General features: G+C 72.6%; 23 protein-coding genes. 10 read left to right on the top strand and 13 right to left on the bottom strand.

The features are described from left to right. Nucleotides 1–43: 43 nt before the first annotated feature. The 3 genes from B7C62_02900 to B7C62_02890 form a co-directional block, all read right to left on the bottom strand. A complete protein-coding gene (locus tag B7C62_02900; protein ARF71319.1) occupies nucleotides 44–739 on the bottom strand; it encodes a dethiobiotin synthase in 696 nt (231 codons plus the stop codon). Nucleotides 740–781: 42 nt separating this feature from the next. Continuing rightward, on the bottom strand, nucleotides 782–2,059 hold the full coding sequence (locus B7C62_02895) for an adenosylmethionine--8-amino-7-oxononanoate transaminase (protein ID ARF76958.1): 1,278 nt from the start codon (nucleotides 2,057–2,059) through the stop codon (nucleotides 782–784). Between the two features lie 97 nt (nucleotides 2,060–2,156). Further along, on the bottom strand, nucleotides 2,157–3,446 hold the full coding sequence (locus B7C62_02890; GenBank protein ID ARF71318.1) for a biotin synthase BioB: 1,290 nt from the start codon (nucleotides 3,444–3,446) through the stop codon (nucleotides 2,157–2,159). Nucleotides 3,447–3,590: 144 nt separating this feature from the next. Here B7C62_02890 and B7C62_02885 point away from each other — a divergent pair, with 144 nt between their 5' ends. Beyond that, the gene (locus tag B7C62_02885; GenBank protein ID ARF71317.1) at nucleotides 3,591–4,763 is read left to right on the top strand and encodes an 8-amino-7-oxononanoate synthase; all 1,173 of its coding nucleotides are present in this window, start codon (nucleotides 3,591–3,593) and stop codon (nucleotides 4,761–4,763) included. Here B7C62_02885 and B7C62_02880 read toward each other — a convergent pair. Beyond that, on the bottom strand, nucleotides 4,756–5,010 hold the full coding sequence (locus B7C62_02880; protein ARF71316.1) for a DUF397 domain-containing protein: 255 nt from the start codon (nucleotides 5,008–5,010) through the stop codon (nucleotides 4,756–4,758). The two genes, B7C62_02885 and B7C62_02880, sit on opposite strands and share 8 nt — an antisense overlap. Nucleotides 5,011–5,037: 27 nt before the next feature. Beyond that, a complete protein-coding gene (locus B7C62_02875; protein ARF76957.1) occupies nucleotides 5,038–5,898 on the bottom strand; it encodes a transcriptional regulator in 861 nt (286 codons plus the stop codon). Between the two features lie 244 nt (nucleotides 5,899–6,142). On the opposite strand from B7C62_02875, the gene B7C62_02870 reads away from it, so the two are divergent. Then, nucleotides 6,143–6,574: a hypothetical protein gene (locus B7C62_02870; GenBank protein ARF71315.1), complete on the top strand. Its 432-nt coding sequence runs from the start codon at nucleotides 6,143–6,145 to the stop codon at nucleotides 6,572–6,574. Nucleotides 6,575–6,595: 21 nt separating this feature from the next. Here B7C62_02870 and B7C62_02865 read toward each other — a convergent pair whose 3' ends face one another. Next, nucleotides 6,596–7,510: a LysR family transcriptional regulator gene (locus B7C62_02865; protein ARF71314.1), complete on the bottom strand. Its 915-nt coding sequence runs from the start codon at nucleotides 7,508–7,510 to the stop codon at nucleotides 6,596–6,598. Nucleotides 7,511–7,594: 84 nt separating this feature from the next. Here B7C62_02865 and B7C62_02860 point away from each other — a divergent pair, with 84 nt between their 5' ends. Beyond that, the gene (locus tag B7C62_02860; protein ARF76956.1) at nucleotides 7,595–8,239 is read left to right on the top strand and encodes a lysine transporter LysE; all 645 of its coding nucleotides are present in this window, start codon (nucleotides 7,595–7,597) and stop codon (nucleotides 8,237–8,239) included. A gap of 118 nt (nucleotides 8,240–8,357) precedes the next feature. Here the strand turns inward: B7C62_02860 and B7C62_02855 are convergent, their stop codons facing one another. The 3 genes from B7C62_02855 to B7C62_02845 all read right to left on the bottom strand — a co-directional run bounded on the left by B7C62_02855 (nucleotide 8,358) and on the right by B7C62_02845 (nucleotide 10,427). Next, nucleotides 8,358–8,828: a glycoside hydrolase gene (locus B7C62_02855; protein ID ARF71313.1), complete on the bottom strand. Its 471-nt coding sequence runs from the start codon at nucleotides 8,826–8,828 to the stop codon at nucleotides 8,358–8,360. Nucleotides 8,829–9,436: 608 nt separating this feature from the next. After that, nucleotides 9,437–9,742, bottom strand: coding sequence for a hypothetical protein (locus tag B7C62_02850; protein ARF71312.1), 306 nt, complete (start codon nucleotides 9,740–9,742; stop codon nucleotides 9,437–9,439). Nucleotides 9,743–9,812: 70 nt separating this feature from the next. Beyond that, complete coding sequence (locus B7C62_02845; protein ID ARF76955.1) at nucleotides 9,813–10,427, bottom strand: ATP-dependent Clp protease proteolytic subunit; 615 nt, start codon at nucleotides 10,425–10,427, stop codon at nucleotides 9,813–9,815. Between the two features lie 153 nt (nucleotides 10,428–10,580). On the opposite strand from B7C62_02845, the gene B7C62_02840 reads away from it, so the two are divergent. The 7 genes from B7C62_02840 to B7C62_02810 all read left to right on the top strand — a co-directional run bounded on the left by B7C62_02840 (nucleotide 10,581) and on the right by B7C62_02810 (nucleotide 15,841). Then, a complete protein-coding gene (locus tag B7C62_02840; GenBank protein ID ARF71311.1) occupies nucleotides 10,581–10,877 on the top strand; it encodes a prevent-host-death protein in 297 nt (98 codons plus the stop codon). 409 nt (nucleotides 10,878–11,286) lie between these two features. Then, nucleotides 11,287–11,589 carry an urease subunit gamma gene (locus tag B7C62_02835; protein ID ARF71310.1) on the top strand — a complete coding sequence of 101 codons (303 nt, stop codon included), beginning with the start codon at nucleotides 11,287–11,289 and terminating at the stop codon, nucleotides 11,587–11,589. A gap of 12 nt (nucleotides 11,590–11,601) precedes the next feature. Then, entirely contained in the window at nucleotides 11,602–11,934 is a 333-nt protein-coding gene (locus B7C62_02830) for an urease subunit beta (GenBank protein ARF71309.1), read from the top strand. After that, nucleotides 11,927–13,648: an urease subunit alpha gene (locus B7C62_02825; GenBank protein ID ARF71308.1), complete on the top strand. Its 1,722-nt coding sequence runs from the start codon at nucleotides 11,927–11,929 to the stop codon at nucleotides 13,646–13,648. Before B7C62_02830 ends, B7C62_02825 begins: the two co-directional genes overlap by 8 nt. A 13-nt stretch (nucleotides 13,649–13,661) precedes the next feature. Then, a complete protein-coding gene (locus B7C62_02820; protein ID ARF71307.1) occupies nucleotides 13,662–14,324 on the top strand; it encodes an urease accessory protein UreF in 663 nt (220 codons plus the stop codon). Between the two features lie 63 nt (nucleotides 14,325–14,387). Continuing rightward, a complete protein-coding gene (locus tag B7C62_02815; protein ARF71306.1) occupies nucleotides 14,388–15,065 on the top strand; it encodes an urease accessory protein UreG in 678 nt (225 codons plus the stop codon). Continuing rightward, a complete protein-coding gene (locus B7C62_02810) occupies nucleotides 15,062–15,841 on the top strand; it encodes an urease accessory protein (GenBank protein ID ARF71305.1) in 780 nt (259 codons plus the stop codon). Before B7C62_02815 ends, B7C62_02810 begins: the two co-directional genes overlap by 4 nt. A 60-nt stretch (nucleotides 15,842–15,901) precedes the next feature. Here B7C62_02810 and B7C62_02805 read toward each other — a convergent pair whose 3' ends face one another. From B7C62_02805 to B7C62_02790, 4 genes are all read right to left on the bottom strand, one after another. Then, entirely contained in the window at nucleotides 15,902–16,936 is a 1,035-nt protein-coding gene (locus B7C62_02805; GenBank protein ID ARF71304.1) for a reductase, read from the bottom strand. Nucleotides 16,937–17,225: 289 nt separating this feature from the next. Beyond that, nucleotides 17,226–17,942, bottom strand: a complete 717-nt coding sequence (locus B7C62_02800; protein ARF71303.1) for a 1-acyl-sn-glycerol-3-phosphate acyltransferase — start codon at nucleotides 17,940–17,942, stop codon at nucleotides 17,226–17,228. A 171-nt stretch (nucleotides 17,943–18,113) separates the two neighbouring features. After that, nucleotides 18,114–18,308 (bottom strand): hypothetical protein, encoded by a 195-nt coding sequence (locus B7C62_02795; protein ID ARF71302.1) that lies wholly within the window; start codon nucleotides 18,306–18,308, stop codon nucleotides 18,114–18,116. A gap of 30 nt (nucleotides 18,309–18,338) precedes the next feature. Then, on the bottom strand, nucleotides 18,339–19,286 hold the full coding sequence (locus B7C62_02790) for a hypothetical protein (GenBank protein ARF71301.1): 948 nt from the start codon (nucleotides 19,284–19,286) through the stop codon (nucleotides 18,339–18,341). Nucleotides 19,287–19,370: the final 84 nt, after the last annotated feature.

Here is a 19,370-nt window from a genome sequence, read left to right as displayed (position 1 = left end):
GGTACAGGCATGTCCGTACGTCACCGGGCCCGGCCCGCCCCCGTCATACGGACGGTACGGTCCACGTCCCGCCGAGCTCCGGGGCCAGCCAACCGGCCGCCCGTGCCGCGAAGTCGGCGGCCGGCAGCGCACCCGCACCGGCCGGTACCGCCCCCAGCAGCGGGGCACCGGCCGCCACCGGCAGGTCCTCGATGTTGCACCGCGAGGCCAGGTCCGGCCGCTCCGGCATACTGCCGACGACCACGCCCCGGCACTCCAGCCCGCGGGCCCGCAGCGCCTCGGCCGTGAGGGCGGTGGCGTTCAACGTGCCCAGGCCCGCAGGCGCCACCACCAGGACCGGGGCGGACAGCAGCCGGGCGGCGTCCGCGAGCGTGGCGCCCTCGTCGTCGAAGCGCACCAGCAGCCCGCCCGCCCCCTCGACCAGCACCAGATCGTGCCCGGTGGCCAGCTTCCGCGCCGCCTCGGCCACCTCGTACGGCCGCACCGGGGCCAGCCCCGCCCGCCGCGCGGCGGTGGCGGGGGCCAACGGCTCGGGGAACCGGGCCAGTTCGACCGCGGTCACATGGTCACCCGCCAGCCGCGCCACCTCCGCCGCGTCACCCGGCTCCCCGGGCGCGAGCCCCGTCTGCGCGGGCTTCAGCACCGCCACCCGGCGGCCCCGCGCGGCGGCGGCCACGGCGGCGGTCACCACCGTCTTGCCGATCTCCGTGCCGGTACCCGTCACCACGAGCATCGTCATGTCAGCCCTCCCGCACCAGGTCCCACGAGCACCACAGTCATCTCAGCCCTCCCGAGCCGCCGCGCACACGGCCCGGCAGATCCGTCGTACGTCGTCGTCCCCGGTGACGTACGGCGGCATCGTGTACACCAGATCGCGGAACGGCCGCAGCCACACGCCCTCGCGTACCGCCGCCCGGGTCGCCGCCGCCATGTCCACCTCGTGGTCGAGCTGGACGACCCCGATCGCCCCCAGGACGCGTACGTCCACGACCCCGGGGAGATCCGCCGCGGGCGCCAGACCGGAGCGCAGACCGGCGCCGATCCGGGCCACCTCGCTCTCCCAGTCCTGCCCGAGGAGCAGGTCCACCGAGGCCGAGGCGACCGATGCGGCCAGCGGGTTGCCCATGAAGGTCGGGCCGTGCGCCAGTACCGGGACCTCGCCGCGCGAGATCCCCTCGGCCACCCGCGAGGTGCACAGGGTCGCCGCCATCGTGAGATAACCGCCGGTCAGCGCCTTGCCGACGCACATGACGTCCGGTGAGACACCGGCGTGTCCGGCGGCGAACAGCGTGCCCGTCCGCCCGAACCCGGTCGCGATCTCGTCGAACACCAGCAGGACGTCCAGCTCGTCGCACGCCTCGCGCAGCACCCGCAGATAGCCGGGGGAGTGGAACCGCATCCCACCGGCCCCCTGCACCACCGGTTCCACGATGACCGCCGCCAACTCGTCGGCGTGCGCGGCGATCAGCTCCCGCAGATGGCCCACGTAGGCGGGGTCCGGCTCCGCGTCGAAGCCGTCCGGGGGCGCGTCGGCGAAGACCTGCCGGGGCAGCGAGCCCGACCAGAGCTCGTGCATCCCGCCCTCCGGGTCGCACACCGACATCGGCTGCCAGGTGTCCCCGTGGTAGCCGCCGCGCCAGGTCAGCAGCCGCCGCTTGTCCGGCCGCCCGGCCGAACGCCAGTACTGGAGGCACATCTTGACCGCGACCTCGACCGACACGGACCCCGAATCGGCCAGGAACACGTGCTGGAGCGGCTCCGGCGTGATCTCCACCAGCCGGGTCGCCAGCCGGACGGCGGGCTCATGGGTGAGCCCGCCGAACATCACATGGCTCATCCGGTCCAGCTGGCCGCGCGCGGCCTCGTTGAGGACCGGGTGGTTGTAGCCGTGCACCGCCGACCACCAGGACGACATGCCGTCCACCAACTCGCGCTGCCCCTCGATGGGTTCGGCGAGCCTGAGCCGTACGCCGGAGGCCGACTCGACGACCAGCGGCTCCTGCCGCCCCGGCATCGGACCGTAGGGGTGCCAGACGTGCGCGCGGTCCAGCGCCCGCAGTTCGTCCGGGGAGTACGGCTTCGGGGCGGCGGCCGGGGGGAGTCCGGCGGTGTACGGGTCCGGCTCGGGGGGCCGGCGGAGTCCTGGGGCGTACGGCTCAGGCATTGGGCGCGAGATCCGTCCCCGCGCCCCGGCGGCGGACCGCCACCAGATCCGTACGCGCGGGCCCGCCCGCAGGCGCGGCCGGAGCGCCGACGGTCTCCGTAGCAGGCGCGCTCTCCTCGCCGCCCGCGACGGCCGCATGACCTCCGCACGGTCCGCAGCCACCGCCACCCCCGTGCGATCCGCAGCCCGGGGACTCGGACGAGCCGTGCGAGCCGCAGCCGCCCGCCTTCTCCGGTGCGGACGCCTGCGAACCGCAGCCGCCACCGGTCAGCGCGTCGGCCCGGTGGCGGGGGAGGGTCGTCGTGCCCGCGCCCTCCACCTCGAAACCGGCGTCGGCGATCATGTCCAGGTCGGCCTGGCCCGCCTGGCCCTCACTGGTCAGGTAGTCGCCCAGGAAGATCGAGTTCACCAGGTGCAGCGCCAGCGGCTGCATCGAGCGCAGATGCACCTCGCGCCCGCCCGCGAGCCGGACCTCCACGTCCGGGCAGACGAAGCGGACCATGGCGAGGATGCGCAGGCAGCGCTGCGGGGTGAGGTTCCACTCCTTGGCCAGCGGCGTGCCCTCGAACGGGATCAGGAAGTTCACCGGCACCGAGTCCGGGTCCAGGTCGCGCAGCGCGAAGACGACGTCGACCAGGTCCTTGTCGCTCTCGCCCATCCCGGCGATCAGCCCGGAGCACGCCGAGAGCCCGGCCGCCTGGGCCTGCTGCACGGTCTCCACCCGGTCCGCGTACGTGTGGGTGGTCGTGATCGCCCCGTACGTCTCCTCGGACGTGTTCAGGTTGTGGTTGTACGCGTCGGCGCCCGCCTCGCGCAGCCGGTCGGCCTGTCCGTCGGAGAGCAGACCGAGACAGGCGCAGACCTCGACGCCCTCGTTCTGCTCCTTGATCGCCTCGATGGTCCTGGTGACCCGGTCGACGTCCCGGTCCGTCGGCCCGCGCCCGCTCGCCACCAGGCAGACCCGCTTGGCGCCGCCCGCCACCCCGGCGGCGGCGGCCTTGGACGCCTCGTCCGGCTTCAGCCAGGTGTACTTGAGGATTCCGGCCTTGGAGCCGAGCCGCTGGGAGCAGTACGAGCAGTCCTCGGGGCAGAGCCCCGATTTCAGGTTGACCAGGTAGTTGAGTTTCACGCGCCGCCCGAACCACTGGCGGCGTACCCTGCCCGCGGCGGCCACCACGTCGAGCAGGTCGTCGTCGGAGGTCGCCAGCACGGCGAGCGCTTCTTCGCGGGTCGGCAGTTCGCGCCGCAGCCCCTTGTCCACCAGCGTGTTCAGCAGGTCCATGAAAGGTGATCCTCGCTTACGGCACCACCTCCAGCCAAGGAGGAACCAGACAGCAGACCGGGGTGCGGGTGTGTGTATTGCCACACCCTGACCTGCTGCGCACCCCGCTAGGGTCTGTGAGCTGCCTACAAAAGGGACCCTCCTATGTCCTCCGCCCCGCCCTTCGCCCCGTTCGACTGGATCGACGACGAGGCCCGCCGCCGGGCGGCGGCCGGACTCGTCCGGACCCTGCGCCCGAGGAGCGCGGAAGCCGAACTCCTGGACCTCGCGAGCAACGACTACCTGGGCCTCACCCGGCACCCGGAGGTGGTCGCGGCGGCGGCCGGTGCCGCACACCGCTGGGGTGCGGGCGCGACGGGATCGCGGCTGGTCACCGGCACCACCGCGCTCCACGCCGAACTCGAACGGGAACTCGCCGGTTTCTGCGGTTTCGAGGCGGCCCTCGTCCTCTCCTCCGGTTACGCGGCCAACCTCGCGGCCCTCACGGCGCTGACCGGGCGCGGTTCGCTGATCGTCTCCGACACCGGCAACCACGCCTCCATCGTGGACGGCTGCCGGCTCTCCCGCGCGGAGACCGCCGTCGTCCCGCACGCCGATCCGGAGGCCGTGGCCAAGGCGCTGGCGGCCCACGACGGGCGGGCGCTCGCCGTCACCGACTCGGTCTTCTCGGTCGACGGGGACGCGGCACCGCTCACCGCGCTGGCCGAGGTCTGCCGCGGAGCGAACGCGGCCCTCGTCGTGGACGACGCCCACGGCCTGGGCGTCCTGGGCGAGGGCGGACGCGGCGCGCTCGCCGCCGCCGGACTGGCGGGCGGCGAGGGGACCGTCGCCACGCTCACCCTCTCCAAGTCGCTGGGCAGCCAGGGCGGCGCGGTCCTCGGCCCGGCCCGGGTCATCGACCACCTGGTCAACACGGCCCGTACGTTCATCTTCGACACCGGTCTCGCCCCGGCGGCGGCGGGCGGGGCGCTGGGCGCGCTCCGGCTGCTGCGCCGGGAACCGGAACGGGCGGCCAGGGCCCGGGAGGTTGCCACCGCACTGTACGGGCGGCTCACCGCCGCCGGGCTGACCTCCGCCCGGCCCGACGCGGCCGTGGTCTCCGTCCGGGCACCCTCGGCGGACACGGCGGTGCGCTGGGCGGCCAACTGCCGCGCGGCCGGGGTGGTGGTGGGCTGCTTCCGCCCGCCGTCGGTGCCGGACGGCATCTCCCGGCTGCGGCTGACCGCCCGGGCGGACCTGACCGAGGAGCAGATCGGGGACGCGGTGGCCACGATCGTCTCGACCGCTCCTCGGGAGGCGTTCGTTCCGCTCAGCTGAGGACGCGCGGCCCCAGTCCGGACACGAAGGCGGTCCAGGCCGGGGCGGAGAAGCGCAGCGGCGGCCGTTCCACGTCCTTGGAGTCGCGTACGGCGAGGAGTGCGTCGCCGGACCCGGGGCCTGACCCGGGGCCGTAAAGCCGGGCGGTCTCCACGCAGTTGTTCATTCCGGTGGAGCGGCTGCTGCGGCGCCACACCAGTGGCTCCCCGGCGGCCGGTGATGTGCGCGGTGCGAGACGGTCGGACATGATGCCCCCCTCGGGCAGTCGGACGTCCTAACGACAACCGCGGCGGATCGCCGCGATGTGCTCCAGCGATTGGTCCGGCGTCAGTGCGTGCGCCTGCAAGGTGCGGAAGGCCGAGCTGTACGCCTCGAGGTCTTCTTTCCGCTCCAGATAGAGGCTACTCGTCAAGTGGTCGAGAACGACCACATCCAGATCGGAAATATTCGGAAAGGAGAAGATAACGAAAGGGCAGGTGAGCCCGACATGCCCGCCGACGGAGAACGGCAGTAACTGGAGCTCCACGTGGGGGAGTTGGGCCACCTGGGTCAGATGGTGCAGCTGGTCCCGCATCACCTCGGTCCCGCCCACCTCCCGGTGCAGCACGGCCTCGTCCAGTACGGCGGTGAACCGCAGCGGCGGCTTCGCGCGCAGCACCCTCTGCCGGGTCAGCCGCACCTCGACCAGCGAGTCCAGGTGGTCCGCGGGCAGGCCGTCGAGCGAGGCGCGGGTCACCGCCCGCGCGTAGCCGGCGGTCTGGAGCAGCCCCGGCACCACCGAGGTCTCCAGCGTCCGCACCGTGGCGGCCTGGGACTCCAGACTGATGAAGTCGCGGTACTGGGGCGGGATCAGCCCCCGGTACGCGTGCCACCACCCCGAGCCGCCGCCGCCCGCCGACCCCGCGAGCACTTCGAGCAGGGCGCGCAGCTGCGTGTCGCGCACCGCGTAGACGTCGAGCAGGCGCGTCACGTCGTCGGGCCTCACCCCGCTGGCGCCGGTCTCGACGCGGCTCACCTTCGACTGGTGCCAGCCGAGCAGGAGCGCCGCCTCCCGGCTGGTCAGTCCGGAGGCGTGCCGCAGCCTCCGTAACTCCTCGCCGAGCTTCCGCCGTCGGACGACGGGGCCGTGCAGCATCCGGATCTCCTCGCGCTCGCGGAACGGGACGGGACCGGTATGCACCGCACGGTCCGGGCCCGCAGAGGGGTCAGTGTGCCCTCCGTCCACGCCGTACGGGGCCCGAATTCACCGCTTCGAGCGACAGATATATGCATATCTTGGTCGAACGTCGTTACAGCGAGCTCCAACAGTGGCAGTCTGGCGCGAAGCACAATCCTGGCCGACCGCCGGTCGGCCGGGGCGCGAAAGGGACGGCGTCGCCATGGCAGACCATCAGGAAGCAACCGTCACTCTGCCGAGCGAGCCGGTCTCGGTCTCAGCGGCCCGCAGATATGTGGCCAGCACCTTGGCCGAATGGGGCCTCTCCGAGGACACGGATCTCGCCGACACCATCCGGCTGATCATCTCCGAACTCACCACCAACGCCGTCCAGCACACCTTCGGCCAGTCGCCCACCTTCACCGTGGATCTGCGCCTGGAACGGGACGAGGAACTGCGCCTCGGCGTGACGGACAGTCACCCCCGTTGGCCCCAGCGGCTGCCCGCCGCCGTACGCCAGGACAACGGCCGGGGCATGGTGATCATCCGGTCGCTGGCCAAGGAGTACGGCGGACGGCTCACGGTCGTCCCGACGGCCGAGGGCGGAAAGACGGTCTGGATCGCCCTGCCCTGGGCGGTGCCGGTCCAGGGGTGACACCCGGGCTCCGGCCGGGGATCAGCGGGGCGTTCCCCGGCCGAAGCCGCTCCGCAGCAGTGCGAGCAGGGTCGTGGCGGCGGCGGTCGCCCGGTCGCCCCGGTGCACCACGGAGATCGTCCGGCGGAAGGCCGCGGGCTCCAGCCGCCGGACGGCCAGCGGGGCGGACGACAGCGACGCGACCATCTCCGGCACCACCGCCACGCCGAGCCCCGCGCTGACCAGGGCGCACACCAGCGCATAGCCGGGCGACTCGCACACCACCGCCGGAGTCGCGCCCGCCTCCGCGAGCGCGCCCTCCACCCCGCGCCGGGGCGGATGCGCCGGAGCGCTGCTGATCAGCGGGCGCCCGGCCAGCTCCGCGACCGCCAGCCGTCCGGTGCCCTCGGAGAGCCGGTGCCCGACGGCGGTCGCCAGCACCAGCTCCTCGACCAGCAGCGGTTCGAGGGTGACGCCCGTCGGCGGCGGGTCCGTCACCGCCGGTTCGTAGGTGTGGGTCAGCGCCAGGTCCACTTCGCCCGCGACGACCGCCGCGACCCCGGCCGGCGGCTCGTACTCGGTGACGGTCAGCTCGACGTCCGGATGGGCCCGCCGGAACGCGCTCAGGACCGGCGGCAGCAGATGCACCCCGGCCGTCGTGAACGTCCCCACCCGCAGCCTGCCGCCGGAGAGCCCGGCCAGCCGCGCCAGCTCGTGCCGCGCCTGGTCCAGTTCGTCCAGGACCCGCCGGGCCCGGACCGCCAGCAGCTCACCGGCCGCCGTCAGCCGCGCCCCGCGATGGTGGCGCACCAGCAGCACCGCCCCGGCCTCGCGCTCCAGTTTGGCCAGTTGCTGGGAGAGCGCGGGCGCGGTGTAGCCCAGATGGGCGGCGGCCCGCGTGATCGATCCGGCCTCGGCGACCGCCACGAGTGCGGCGAGCCGCGTCGGGTCGTACATGAAGCGTTCCTTTAGGCAGACCCAGAAGATTGCAAGTACACGCTAAAGGCTCCGCAGGTCCAGGCTGTACCCATGGACGGACAACTGGACGCACAACTGATCGCCTTCACCGGGGTCGCCGCCGGTATGGTCGCGCTGCCCGGCGCCGACTTCACCGTCGTCGTACGCAACGCCCTGGCATCGCGCACCGCCGGTCTGGCCAGCGCGCTCGGCGTCGCCGGGGGACTGCTCGTGCACACCGCGCTCGCCGTGGCGGGGCTGGCCGCGGTGCTGGTGACGCTTCCCGTGCTGTTCCGCACCGTCCAGCTGCTCGGCGGCGCGTACGTGCTCTACCTCGGGATCAGCGGGCTGTACGCGCTCCGGCGCCGGATCTCGGAGAAGAACCGCACACCCGGCAACGGGACGGGGCCGGAGGCTCCCCAGGCGTTCGGGCGTGCGCTGCGCCAGGGGTTCCTGACCAACGCGCTCAACCCGAAGGCGCCGGTCCTCTTCCTCAGTTTGTTGCCGCAGTTCGTCCCGGCCGGACAGCCGCCGCTGCCCAGGACGCTGCTGCTCGCCGCCCTCGTGGTGGCGCTGGCCCTGATCTGGTTCCCGGCGGTCGCCCTGCTCGTGGACCGGCTGGGCCGGTGGCTGCGCCGACCGCGTACCGCCCGCGCCATCGAGGGCGGCAGCGGTGTGGCGCTCACCGGACTGGGTCTGGTGCTGGTGACCGGCCCGCTCCTGCGCTGAGAGCGTCTGGGGAGCTCGAAAGCGCCGGAGGCGGGGCCGGGGCCTTGCGGGCGGTGCCGGGCGGAGCCGGGAGGCGTGCCCGTACCGCCCGCAAGGGAAGAGCGTCCGGTTCAGAGGGTCAGCGGACCCGTCCGTACGAGACGCTCTTGGACCAGATTTTTGCCTTCCGTACCACGTCTCCCGATTTGGGGGAGTGCCAGATCTTTCCGCCCCCGGCGTAGATGCCCACGTGGTAGACGCCGCGTCCGGAATGGAAGAAGACCAGGTCACCCTGTTTGCGCTTGGTCTTCGGGATATGGCGGGTCTTGTTGTACTGCTGCTGTGCCGTGCGGGGGAGCTTCTTCCCGGCCTTCTTGAACGAGTAGACAGTCAGCCCCGAGCAGTCGAAACGGTGGGGACCCGCGGCCCCGTACTTGTAGGGAGCCCCCTTCTTCGACGCGGCGACCTTGAGCGCCTTCGTCGAATGGGTGGCGGCCTCCGCATCGTTGACCAGGCCCGGCGCCAGCATCGCGGACGTCACGGCAAAGGTGAGCACCGAGGCCGTACCGACCCGGGTGAGCAGAGACGGGACATGAACCTGCGCAGACATGCGCAACCCTTCGTCAGCCGCCTGTGAAGGATGACCTGTCGGGTTCGGGCTGGCGAAGTTGCCCGGCCGCGCGATGCGGCTTCACCCCGAGGGCTTTCCGGTCTCCCGGTCGGCCCGTTGTGCTCGGGTCCTCCACTCCTGCCGATCCACTCCTGTCGACCAGTCATCCGGGGTGGCGGCAGGACTCGGCGTCCACCCGGACCGCCCCGCCGCGGTGGCGGGGGCTTGTCGTCCCAGGGATCTTGACTCACCGAGTGCCGGATTTCCGAGCCGAAACAGTGATTTGTGAGTCTCCTCACCACTGACCCGTTCAGGTGGACAGGGTGGATACGGGCTCGCCGACGGGCCCGGCGACCCGCCCCGTACCAGCGACAAAAGGTCAGATTCCGAGCACGGAACGCGCGTTGGGCGCAAGTCGGGCCGTCGCTCGTGCGGGTGATCGTCTACGCCGAACGAGCGAGGAAAACCGGTCACGTGACCGGGCGTGTCGCACAGCGTCGCGACCGGCCCGCTCCCGTAATGCGCTCCCGGCGCGCGGAGCGGCTCAGTTCGGGGTCAGGGGCGTGGAGATCCGGATCGGTTCGGGGTCTGGAGCGCGGAGATCCGGCTCACTTCGAGGTCGGGGGCATCGCGACCCGGCCCGCCCGCCGTTCGCCGTCCAGTACTCGCAGGGCCCGCGCCAGCGTCGCCGCGTGGATCTGCCGTTCGCCGCGCTCGTGCATCAGGGTCAGGGCGTCGCGCAGGGCCGCCGCCCGGGAGGCGAGGGCCTGCGCGGCCCGCAGCGCGCTGTAGGTGTCGCTGCCGCGCGCCGGGTTGATCCGGCCCACCTGGTCGAGGACCGCCAGATAACAGTCGACGAACTCGCCCTCGGCCTGGGTCAGCGCGGGCAGGGGCGGGAACTCCGTCGGCTCCATGTGCGGTTCACCTCGTGTCGTACGGCAGGCGGCGGTTCGACGGCCCCCTCGGGGGAGGGGGCGGCACCCTCTAGGAGAGGGAGCGGTTCTCCACGACGTGGTCGATCAGCCCGTGGGCGCGGGCGGCCTCGGCGTCGAGGACGGTGTCGCGCTCGATGTCGGCGGTGACCTGCTCGGCGGTCCGGCCCGTGTGCCGGACCAGCATGGCCGTGAACATCTCGCGGGTACGCACCAGTTCGCGCGCGTGGATCTCCAGGTCGGACGGCTGGCCCCGCATTGGCTCCTCCAGGGCGGGCTGCTGAATGACTACCCGCGCACCGGGCAGAGCATGTCGGCGGCCCGGAGCCCCGGCCGCCAGCAGGCCCGCCGCGTAGGAGCCGGCCTGCCCCAGGCAGAAGGTCTCCACATCGCAGGTGAGGAACTGCATGGTGTCGTAGACCGCCGCCATGGCCGGGAACGAGCCGCCGGGGGAGTTGATGTAGAGCGAGAGCGGCCGGTCCGGATCGGCGTGCTCCAGATACATGAGCTGGGCGATGAGGTCGCTCGCCGCGGTGTCGTCGATGGGGCTCCCGAGGAAGACGATCCGCTCGGACAGCAGCTTGGAGTACGGGTCCATGGTCCGGGTTCCGGTCGCGGTGCGCTCGTGGAACTCGGGCAGTACATAACGGGCGGCGGGGCGGATCATGGCGGTGCCTTCCTCCTGGGCGCGGGACTCCGTGCGCGGCTGGGTGCGCGACCGGACGTGTGCCGGGGCGCGCGGGTCGGCCGGAGCCATGAGGACCCCGGCCGACCCGTCCGTAAAAAATGTACAGGACGTACAGAAGGTTATGATGGGGGTATGGCCTACGAGATTCCGGTGACGCAAGCACGGGCGGAGCTCGCCGAACTGATCAACCGCGTTGTCTACGGCGGCGAGCGCGTCGTCGTGACGCGGCACGGCAAGCCGCTCATCGCGCTGGTGTCCGCCGCTGACCTGCAACGACTGGAAGCGGAGGAGGCCGCTGAGGCCGCTGCCGAGGAGCAGGTGATCAGCTCGGTCTCCTCCATCGGCTCCGCCCCCTCCTCCGCTCAGGGCGAACGGCGCAGGTTCGGCATCGCCGCCGAGCACCGCCCCCACGGCGACCGGGACGCCTGACGCTCTGTCCGCCGACCGGGACAACTGACACCCCGTCCGCCGACGACGGCGCGACCGGGGCGGCCCGAACGCGCGCGCCGACAGTCCGAAGCCGGGTGCCCCCTTGAGGAGGGGACACCCGGCTCGGCGCGTGGTGGGTCCGGCGGCTCCGTATACGACCCGGCCCCCGGCCGCCTCCCCGCCGCCGCGCCGCTTTCGAGGAGGCCGGGCGCACCACCGCCCGGCCGGAGGTGTGCCGGGATGCCTATGGCGCCGCAAAAGGCCAGTTAACGCAATGGAAAAACTTCCGCCCTAACGTGCAATGCCTGGTCGCGAGAGCCGGGTTCCCCGTTCAACGGACTGTTGAACGGGGATAGGGTCCCGCTGCGCCCGGAGGCCGGTGCCGGGCGGAAGACGATGAGGTGGAAGCGTGCAACTGACCCCGCACGAGCAGGAACGCCTGCTCATCCATGTGGCCGCCGACGTGGCCGAGAAGCGCCGGGCGCGCGGGCTGAGGCTCAACCACCCCGAGGCCGTCGCCCTGATCACCGCCCATCTGCTGGAAGGCGCCCGGGACGGCCGTACGGTCGCCGAACTCATGGCGTCCGGCCGCAAGCTCCTCACCCGGGACGAGGTCATGGACGGCATCCCCGAGATGCTCCACGACGTCCAGGTCGAGGCCACCTTCCCGGACGGCACCAAGCTCGTCACCGTCCACGACCCGATCGTCTGACGGGGCTGCGCCGTGATTCCCGGAGAGATCCTGTACGGAGACGGGGACATCGCCCTCAACGAGGGGCGCCCCGTCACCCGCCTCACCGTCCTCAACGCCGCCGACCGCCCCGTCCAGGTCGGCTCCCACTACCACTTCGCCGAGGCCAACCCCGGGCTGCGCTTCGACCGGGCGGCCGCGCACGGGCTGCGGCTGCACATCGCGGCCGGTACGGCGGTCCGCTTCGAGCCCGGCGTCCCGGTCGACGTCGAACTCGTCCCCCTCGCCGGCCGCCGCATCGTCCCCGGACTGCGCGGCGAGACCGGCGGCGCCCTCGACGGGACCGGAGGTGCCCCCGATGCCTGACCTCGACAGGGCCGTGTACGCCGACCTGTTCGGCCCCACCACCGGCGACCGCATCCGCCTCGCGGACACCGGCCTCCTGGTCGAGATCGAGGAGGACCGCTCGGGCGGCCCCGGCCACGCGGGCGACGAGGCGGTCTTCGGCGGCGGCAAGGTGATCCGCGAGTCCATGGGCCAGGCCCGCACCACCCGGGCCGAGGGCGCGCCCGACACCGTCATCACCGGGGCGGTCGTCATCGACCACTGGGGCATCGTCAAGGCCGACATCGGCATCCGCGACGGCCGGATCACCGGCATCGGCAAGGCCGGGAACCCGGACACCATGGACGGCGTCCACCCCGACCTGGTGATCGGCCCGGAGACCGAGATCATCGCGGGCAACGGGAAGCTGCTCACGGCCGGAGCGGTCGACGCGCACGTCCACTTCATCACCCCCACCCTCGTCGACCAGGCGCTCTCCAGTGGCATCACCACCCTCGTCGGCGGCGGCACCGGCCCCGCCGAGGGCACCAAGGCCACCACCATCACGCCCGGCCCCTGGCACCTGGCCCGGATGTTCGAGGCGCTGGAGACCTTCCCCGTCAACATCGGGCTGCTGGGGAAGGGCAACACCACATCCCGGGACGCCCTGTACTCCCAACTGCGCGGCGGAGCCCTGGGGTTCAAGATTCATGAGGACTGGGGCGCCACCCCGGCCGCCATCGACGCCTGCCTCACCGTCTGCGAGGAGACCGGCGCCCAGCTCGCCATCCACACCGACACCCTGAACGAGGCCGGGTTCGTCGCCGACACCCTCGCCGCCATCGCCGGACGCACCATCCACGCGTACCACACCGAGGGCGCGGGCGGCGGGCACGCGCCCGACATCATCACCGTGGTCTCCGAGCCGTACGTCCTGCCCAGCTCGACCAATCCGACCCGGCCGCACACCGTCAACACCATCGAGGAACACCTCGACATGCTGATGGTCTGCCACCACCTCAACCCGGCCGTCCCCGAGGACCTGGCCTTCGCGGAGTCCCGTATCCGGCCCTCCACCATCGCGGCCGAGGACATCCTCCACGACCTCGGCGCCATCTCGATCATCTCCTCGGACTCGCAGGCGATGGGGCGCATCGGGGAGGTGATCCTGCGGACCTGGCAGACCGCCCACGTCATGAAGAAACGGCGCGGTGCCCTGCCCGGGGACGGACGGGCCGACAACCACCGGGTCCGTCGCTATGTCGCCAAATACACCATCAACCCGGCGGTCGCGCAGGGCCTGGACCGGGAGATCGGCTCGGTGGAGACCGGCAAGCTCGCGGACCTGGTGCTCTGGGACCCGGCGTTCTTCGGGGTGAAGCCGCAGACCGTCATCAAGGGCGGCCAGATCGCGTACGCGCAGATGGGCGACGCCAACGCCTCCATCCCGACACCCCAGCCGGTCATGCCCCGGCCGATGTTCGGCGCGCTGGGCCGGGCGGCGGCGCGCGGCTCGTACAACTTCGTCTCCGGTACGGCGATCGAGGACGGGCTGCCCGAACGGCTCGGCCTGGAGAAGGAGTTCAGGGCCATCACCAGCACCCGGACGGTCACCAAGGCGGACATGCGGGAGAACGACGCGATGCCGCACGTCCACGTCGACCCCGACAGCTTCGCCGTCACCGTCGACGGCGAACCGGTCGAACCCGCACCGGCGGCCGAACTGCCCATGGCCCAGCGTTACTTCCTCTTCTGAGCCGGGGCCCGCCATGTCACGCGCAGCCCTCCTCGTCCTCGCCGACGGCCGGTTCCCCGCCGGAGGCCACGCCCACTCCGGCGGTGCCGAACCGGCCGTCACCCAGGGGCGCGTCCGCACCGCCGACGACCTCGCCGCCTTCTGCCGGGGCCGCCTGCACACCACCGGGCTCACCGCCGCCGCCCTCGCCGCGGCCGCCGCCCACGGCCTCGACCCGCTCGCGCTCGACGAGGCCGCCGACGCCCGTACGCCCTCACCCGCCCTGCGGGCCACCGCCCGCAAGCTGGGCCGCCAGATGATGCGGGCCGCCCGCGCCACCTGGCCGAGCCCCGGACTCGACGCGCTCGCCCTGGCCCGGCCGCGCGGCGCCCACCAGCCCGTCGTCCTCGGCCTCACGGCCCGGGCGGCGGGGCTGGGGCCCGAGGACGCGGCGTACTGCGTGGCGTACGAGACGGTCAGCGGCCCGGCCACCGCCGTGGTCCGGCTGCTCTCCCTCGACCCGTTCCAGGCCACCGCCGTACTCGCCCGCCTCGCACCCGAGCTGGACCAGGTGGCCGCCCGGGCGGCCGAGGCCGCCCGGCACGGCATCGACGCCCTGCCCGCCGCCTCCGCCCCGCTCCTCGACATCACCGCCGAGGCGCACGCCGCCTGGCCGGTCCGCCTCTTCGCCTCCTAGCCCGCAGCCGTTCGGCCTGTGGGCCGGACATCCTCACACCCGCACCCCGACAGGAGCAGCCCCATGCACCTCGGCCACACCCACGACGCCCCCGCCGCCGTCAGCGCCGACGCCACCCGCCCCGACGGCACCCGGCGCGCCCTGCGCATCGGCCTCGGCGGACCCGTCGGCTCCGGCAAGACGGCCACCGTCGCCGCCCTCTGCCGGGAGCTGCGCGACCGGTTCTCCATCGCCGTCGTCACCAACGACATCTACACCCGCGAGGACGCCGAATTCCTCCTCCGCAACGCCGTCCTGCCGCCCGAACGCATCCAGGCCGTCGAGACCGGAGCCTGCCCGCACACCGCGATCCGCGACGACATCTCCGCCAACCTCGAAGCCGTCGAGGACCTGGAGGACGCGGTCGGCCCGCTCGATCTGATCCTCGTCGAGTCCGGCGGCGACAACCTCACCGCCACCTTCTCCAAGGGGCTCGTCGACGCCCAGGTCTTCGTCATCGACGTGGCGGGCGGCGACGACATCCCCCGCAAGGGCGGCCCCGGCGTCACCACCGCCGACCTGCTCGTCATCAACAAGACCGACCTCGCCCCCCACGTCGGCTCCGACCTCCAGCGGATGGCCCGGGACGCCAAGGAACAGCGCGGCGAACTCCCCGTCCTCTTCACCTCCTTGACCTCCGCCGAAGGCGTCGGACCGGTCGCCGACTGGGTGCGGGCACGGCTCGCCGCCTGGACCGCATGAGCGTCCACGCCACCGCCCGCCTCCGCGCCGAACCCGACGGCCGGGGCGGGACCGCGCTGCCCGTCCTGGAGAGCGCCGGCCCCCTCGCGCTCCGCCGCACCCGCTCACCGCACTCCACCCACGCCCGGGTCACCGTGGTCGGCGCCATGAGCGCCCCGCTCAACGGCGACCGGCTGGCGATCGAGGCCGAGGCCGCCGACGGCGCCCACCTCACCGTCGACGCGGCGGCGGCCACCATCGCGCTGCCGGGCGCCCGGCCGGACGCCGCCCCGTCCACGTACACCGTGGCTCTACGGGTGGGGGAGCGGGCCGTCCTGCGCTGGCTCCCCGAACAGCTCGTCTCCGCCCACGGCAGCGACCTGCACCAGACCACCCGCGTCGAACTCGCCCCCACCGCACGCCTGTTGCTGCGCGAGGAGCAGATCCTCGGCCGTCATGGCGAGCCCACCGGTACCCTCACGACCCGCCTCACCGTCCACCGGGGAGGCCGCCCGCTCCTCGACCAGCAACTGGCCTACGGCCCCGGCGCCCCCGGCGGCTGGGACGGCCCCGCCGTCCTCGGCGAGCACCGCGCGGTCGGTCAGCTCCTCCTGGCCGACCCGTCCTTCGAGGAGTCCCCGCTCCCCGCCCGCCTCCTCGGCCCCACCGCCGCCCTCACCCCGCTCGCGGGCCCCGCCGTCCTGGTCACGGCGGTGGCGGAGGACGCCCGCCTGCTGCGCGCGATCCTGGACGGGGCGGTGCACGAGCTGCTGGAGGGGCTGAAGGAGGACGGGTGAGGTGAGCCCGTACGCCCCACCGAAGCCGTGACCCGGCCGCGTACGCCGTCGCCGCCCGGCTCACGCACGCGGGCTCCGGTCGTACCGCGCCCGCCAGGCGTCCTCCGCCGCATAGTCGAACAGCGCCTCCCCGTAGTTCCGCGCCATCTTCGGGAACGCCTCCCGCCAGTCCCGCCCCGCCAGCTCCCCGGCCAGCCACTCCACCGTCCCCGGCAGCGACTCGACGTACCCCGTCACCGGCCGGTACCCGAGCTCCTGCTCCGCCGCCGTCATGTCGTACACCACCGGATGAGCCCCGCTCCACGGCGTGTCGCCCACGCCCTCCTCGGGCGGTGGACCGTCGACCAGGACCGTCTCCGTCTCCCGGCCGAGCACCGCGTCGATCGCTGCCCCGATCTCCGCGACCGTCGGCGCCTCAGGGTCTGCCGCGTTGAGCACCCGGGAGCCGGGGCGGCGGGCGGCCAGGCGGATCAGCTCGGCCGCGTTCGTCACGTGGAGCGGGTGGAAGCGGCTCCCGCCGCCGTACGCGAGGACCCGCAGCCCCCGTCCGTCCAGCAGCCGCTTCACGAAGTACAGCTCGCGCGGGGTGCGGCAGTACGGGCCATGGACCGCGCCCGCCCGCAGCAGCGTCACCGGCAGCGCGTCGCCCGCCGCCAGCAGCTCGTGCTCCAGCGCCACCTTCCGGGTCCCGTACGTGGTGTCCCCCGGGGCCACCGTGGGCTGGGTCTCCGGGAGCGGGACCGGATAGCGCGGGAAGCCGTCCGGTTCGGCCTGGGTGTCGAAGCTGCGGCCCCGGTCGTCCTCGTACACCGCACCGCTGGAGATCACGACCGCCGAACCGACGCGTCCGGACAGAGACCTCAGCTGCCGTGCGTGCGCCGGGGAGAACGCCACCATGTCGACCAGGACGTCACAGCCCTCACCGAGCGCGCTCTCCAGCGCCCCTTCCTCGTCCCGGTCGAGCGCCAGGGCCCGTACCCCGTCACCCCACCGGTCGTCCCGCCCGCCGCCGCGCGATACGGCGGTCACCTCCCAGCCGTCCCGGACGAGCGCGCTCACCGCCGCCCGCCCGATCTGTCCCGTCGCTCCCAGCACCCACGCGTGTCCCTGACTCATGGCTCGACGCTAGGGCGTGTCCGGCGGATCTTGACCGGGTCCGCGACGCCTGGCACTTCCCCAAGCTCTCGGCTTCGCTCGAGCAGGGGAGGCCCCATCCCTCGCGGCGTTGCCGAAACGCCCGAATCGCTCCGCGATGAGGACGTTCCAGCGCCTTGCGATGCACCGCACCAGACGCCGCGGCCTGTCCGGTCCTGATCCGCCGGACACGCCCTAGGGGGAGTGGGGCCGGCCGGACCAGGCCGCTCTGCCGTCGGCGAATCCGCCGTCAGCGTCGCAGTTTGCGGAACTTCTTCGGCGGGGCGGCCTCCTGCTCGGCCGCCTTCACCTTCGCCGCGTACTCGTCGACGTACTCCTGGCCGGAGAGTTCGAGGATCGCGTACATGATCTCGTCGGTCACGGCCCGGATCGCGGCCTTCTGGTTCTCCATGCCCGCGTAGCGCGAGAAGTCCAGCGGCTCGCCGAACCGGATCGCGACCCGCTTGATCTTCGGGACGACCTGGCCGGGCGGCTGGATCTCGAACGTACCGAGCATGGCGCACGGGACCACCGGCACCTGCGCGGTGATCGCCATGACCGCGACCCCGACCTTGCCCTTGTAGAGCCGGCCGTCGTGCGAGCGGGTGCCCTCCGGGTAGATCCCCAGGAGCTCGCCCTTGCCCAGCACCCCGAGCCCCTCGCGGATCGCCGCCTGCCCTGCGTCCTTGCCGGAGCGGTCCACCGGGATCTGGCCCGCGCTGCGGAAGAACGCGGCGGTGAGCCGGCCCTTGATCCCGGGGCCGGTGAAGTACTCGGCCTTCGCGAGGAACGTGATGCGCCGCTTGATGATGGCGGGCATGAGGAAGTGGTCGGAGAAGGAGAGATGGTTCCCGGCGACGATCGCCGCGCCCTCCTCCGGGATGTTCTCCAGCCCTTCGATACGAGGACGGAACAGCACCCGCAGCAGGGGCCCCAGCACGACATACTTCAGGACGTAATAAAACACCTTGTGGGTGCTCCTCGCTCTGCCGGGTCGGCGTCAGGGCTGCGTACTGCCAGGTCGTGGTCGTGCGGGGACCGTCAGTGTAGGTCCCCGGCCGCACCGTGCGACCGTGGCGAACCGGTCACCCGGCTCGTACCCGCCGCCGGGCCCGTCAGGCGTCTCCCGCCGGGGCGGTCAGGTGTCCTGGGTGGCCAGCATGCCGAGGGTGCACAGACCCAGCACCACCCAGCCGAACCAGAGCCAGCCGCTGCTTCCCAGCGCCACCGTGTAGGCGGTCACCGTGACCAGCGCCCCGACGGTCAGATATCCCATGGTTCTCGTCGATCCGGACATGCGCGTACCCTCCTCGTCGGCCGCGCGGCCGTTCACCCCATGGTCACCCCGTGAGCGCCCCCCGCGCTACTGTCGCGCCTGCAATGACGCGAGATAGGCGTTGTACGCCTCCAGCTCCTTGTCGCCGTCGCGGTCGGCGGCCCGGTCCGAGCGCCGGGCGGCCCGCTGCTCGGAGTGGTACCACTGGTAGACCAGCGCGATCAGCACCAGCACGGAGGGGATCTCGCTGAAGGCCCAGGCGATACCACCCGCCCAGTTCTGGTCGCTGAGCGCGTCGATGCCGAGCGAGGCCGGGGGATCGCTGTACGTCCCCACCATCGGCGTGGTCGCCATCATCAGCGCGATCCCGAAGAACGCGTGGAACGGCATCCCGGCGAACAGCTCCAGCATCCGCATCACATAGCCGGGCCGGTGCGGGCCGGGGTCGACGCCCATGATCGGCCAGAAGAAGACCAGGCCCACGGCGAGGAAGTGCACCATCATCCCGATGTGGCCGGGCTTGGAGCCCATCAGGAAGTCGAAGAGCGGCGTGAAGTACAGGGCGTAGAGGCTGGCGATGAAGATCGGGATCGTGAACGCCGGATGCGTGACGATCTTGATGTACCGGCTGTGCAGCAGCTTCAGGAGCAGCTCGCGCGGCCCGACGCGCCCCCGTCCGGCGGGCGGCAGCGCACGCAGCGCCAGGGTCACCGGGGCGCCCAGGAGCAGCAGGATCGGCGACAGCATGCTGATCACCATGTGCTGCACCATGTGCACGCTGAACATGACCATGCCGTAGTCGTTGAGCTTGGTGCACATCACCAGCAGGATGCTCAGCACCCCCACGGTGAAGGAGATCACCCGGCTGACCGGCCAGCCGTCCCCGCGCCTGCGCAGCCGCACCACGCCGTACCCGTACAGGGCGAGCGCCAGGAGGCAGCCGGTCAGGAAGAACGGCTCGACGGAGAGCTCCAGCCCCCGTCCCAGCGTGAACGGCGGCAGATCCATGTTCATGCCGTGCCCGCTGTGATCCATCTGTCCACTCCCGATGGGGACACGTCCCCGTTTCGTGCCGGTTGTCCGGTACAGCGTAGAACTGCCCCCGGCCGCGGCTGCGGG

This window comes from Kitasatospora albolonga (genome assembly GCA_002082585.1).
Lineage (GTDB): Bacteria > Actinomycetota > Actinomycetes > Streptomycetales > Streptomycetaceae > Streptomyces > Streptomyces stephensoniae.
Note: the sequence above shows the minus strand (reverse complement) of the source record. Positions and strands in the feature narration are given on the sequence as shown.

Coding starts and splice junctions, on each gene's coding strand:
- B7C62_02900 (ARF71319.1), bottom strand. CDS start 739: ATGACGATGCTCGTGGTGACGGGTACCGGCACGGAGATCGGCAAGACG.
- B7C62_02890 (ARF71318.1), bottom strand. CDS start 3,446: ATGGACCTGCTGAACACGCTGGTGGACAAGGGGCTGCGGCGCGAACTG.
- B7C62_02885 (ARF71317.1), top strand. CDS start 3,591: ATGTCCTCCGCCCCGCCCTTCGCCCCGTTCGACTGGATCGACGACGAG.
- B7C62_02880 (ARF71316.1), bottom strand. CDS start 5,010: ATGTCCGACCGTCTCGCACCGCGCACATCACCGGCCGCCGGGGAGCCA.
- B7C62_02875 (ARF76957.1), bottom strand. CDS start 5,898: ATGCTGCACGGCCCCGTCGTCCGACGGCGGAAGCTCGGCGAGGAGTTA.
- B7C62_02870 (ARF71315.1), top strand. CDS start 6,143: ATGGCAGACCATCAGGAAGCAACCGTCACTCTGCCGAGCGAGCCGGTC.
- B7C62_02865 (ARF71314.1), bottom strand. CDS start 7,510: ATGTACGACCCGACGCGGCTCGCCGCACTCGTGGCGGTCGCCGAGGCC.
- B7C62_02855 (ARF71313.1), bottom strand. CDS start 8,828: ATGTCTGCGCAGGTTCATGTCCCGTCTCTGCTCACCCGGGTCGGTACG.
- B7C62_02850 (ARF71312.1), bottom strand. CDS start 9,742: ATGGAGCCGACGGAGTTCCCGCCCCTGCCCGCGCTGACCCAGGCCGAG.
- B7C62_02845 (ARF76955.1), bottom strand. CDS start 10,427: ATGATCCGCCCCGCCGCCCGTTATGTACTGCCCGAGTTCCACGAGCGC.
- B7C62_02840 (ARF71311.1), top strand. CDS start 10,581: ATGGCCTACGAGATTCCGGTGACGCAAGCACGGGCGGAGCTCGCCGAA.
- B7C62_02825 (ARF71308.1), top strand. CDS start 11,927: ATGCCTGACCTCGACAGGGCCGTGTACGCCGACCTGTTCGGCCCCACC.
- B7C62_02820 (ARF71307.1), top strand. CDS start 13,662: ATGTCACGCGCAGCCCTCCTCGTCCTCGCCGACGGCCGGTTCCCCGCC.
- B7C62_02815 (ARF71306.1), top strand. CDS start 14,388: ATGCACCTCGGCCACACCCACGACGCCCCCGCCGCCGTCAGCGCCGAC.
- B7C62_02810 (ARF71305.1), top strand. CDS start 15,062: ATGAGCGTCCACGCCACCGCCCGCCTCCGCGCCGAACCCGACGGCCGG.
- B7C62_02790 (ARF71301.1), bottom strand. CDS start 19,286: ATGGATCACAGCGGGCACGGCATGAACATGGATCTGCCGCCGTTCACG.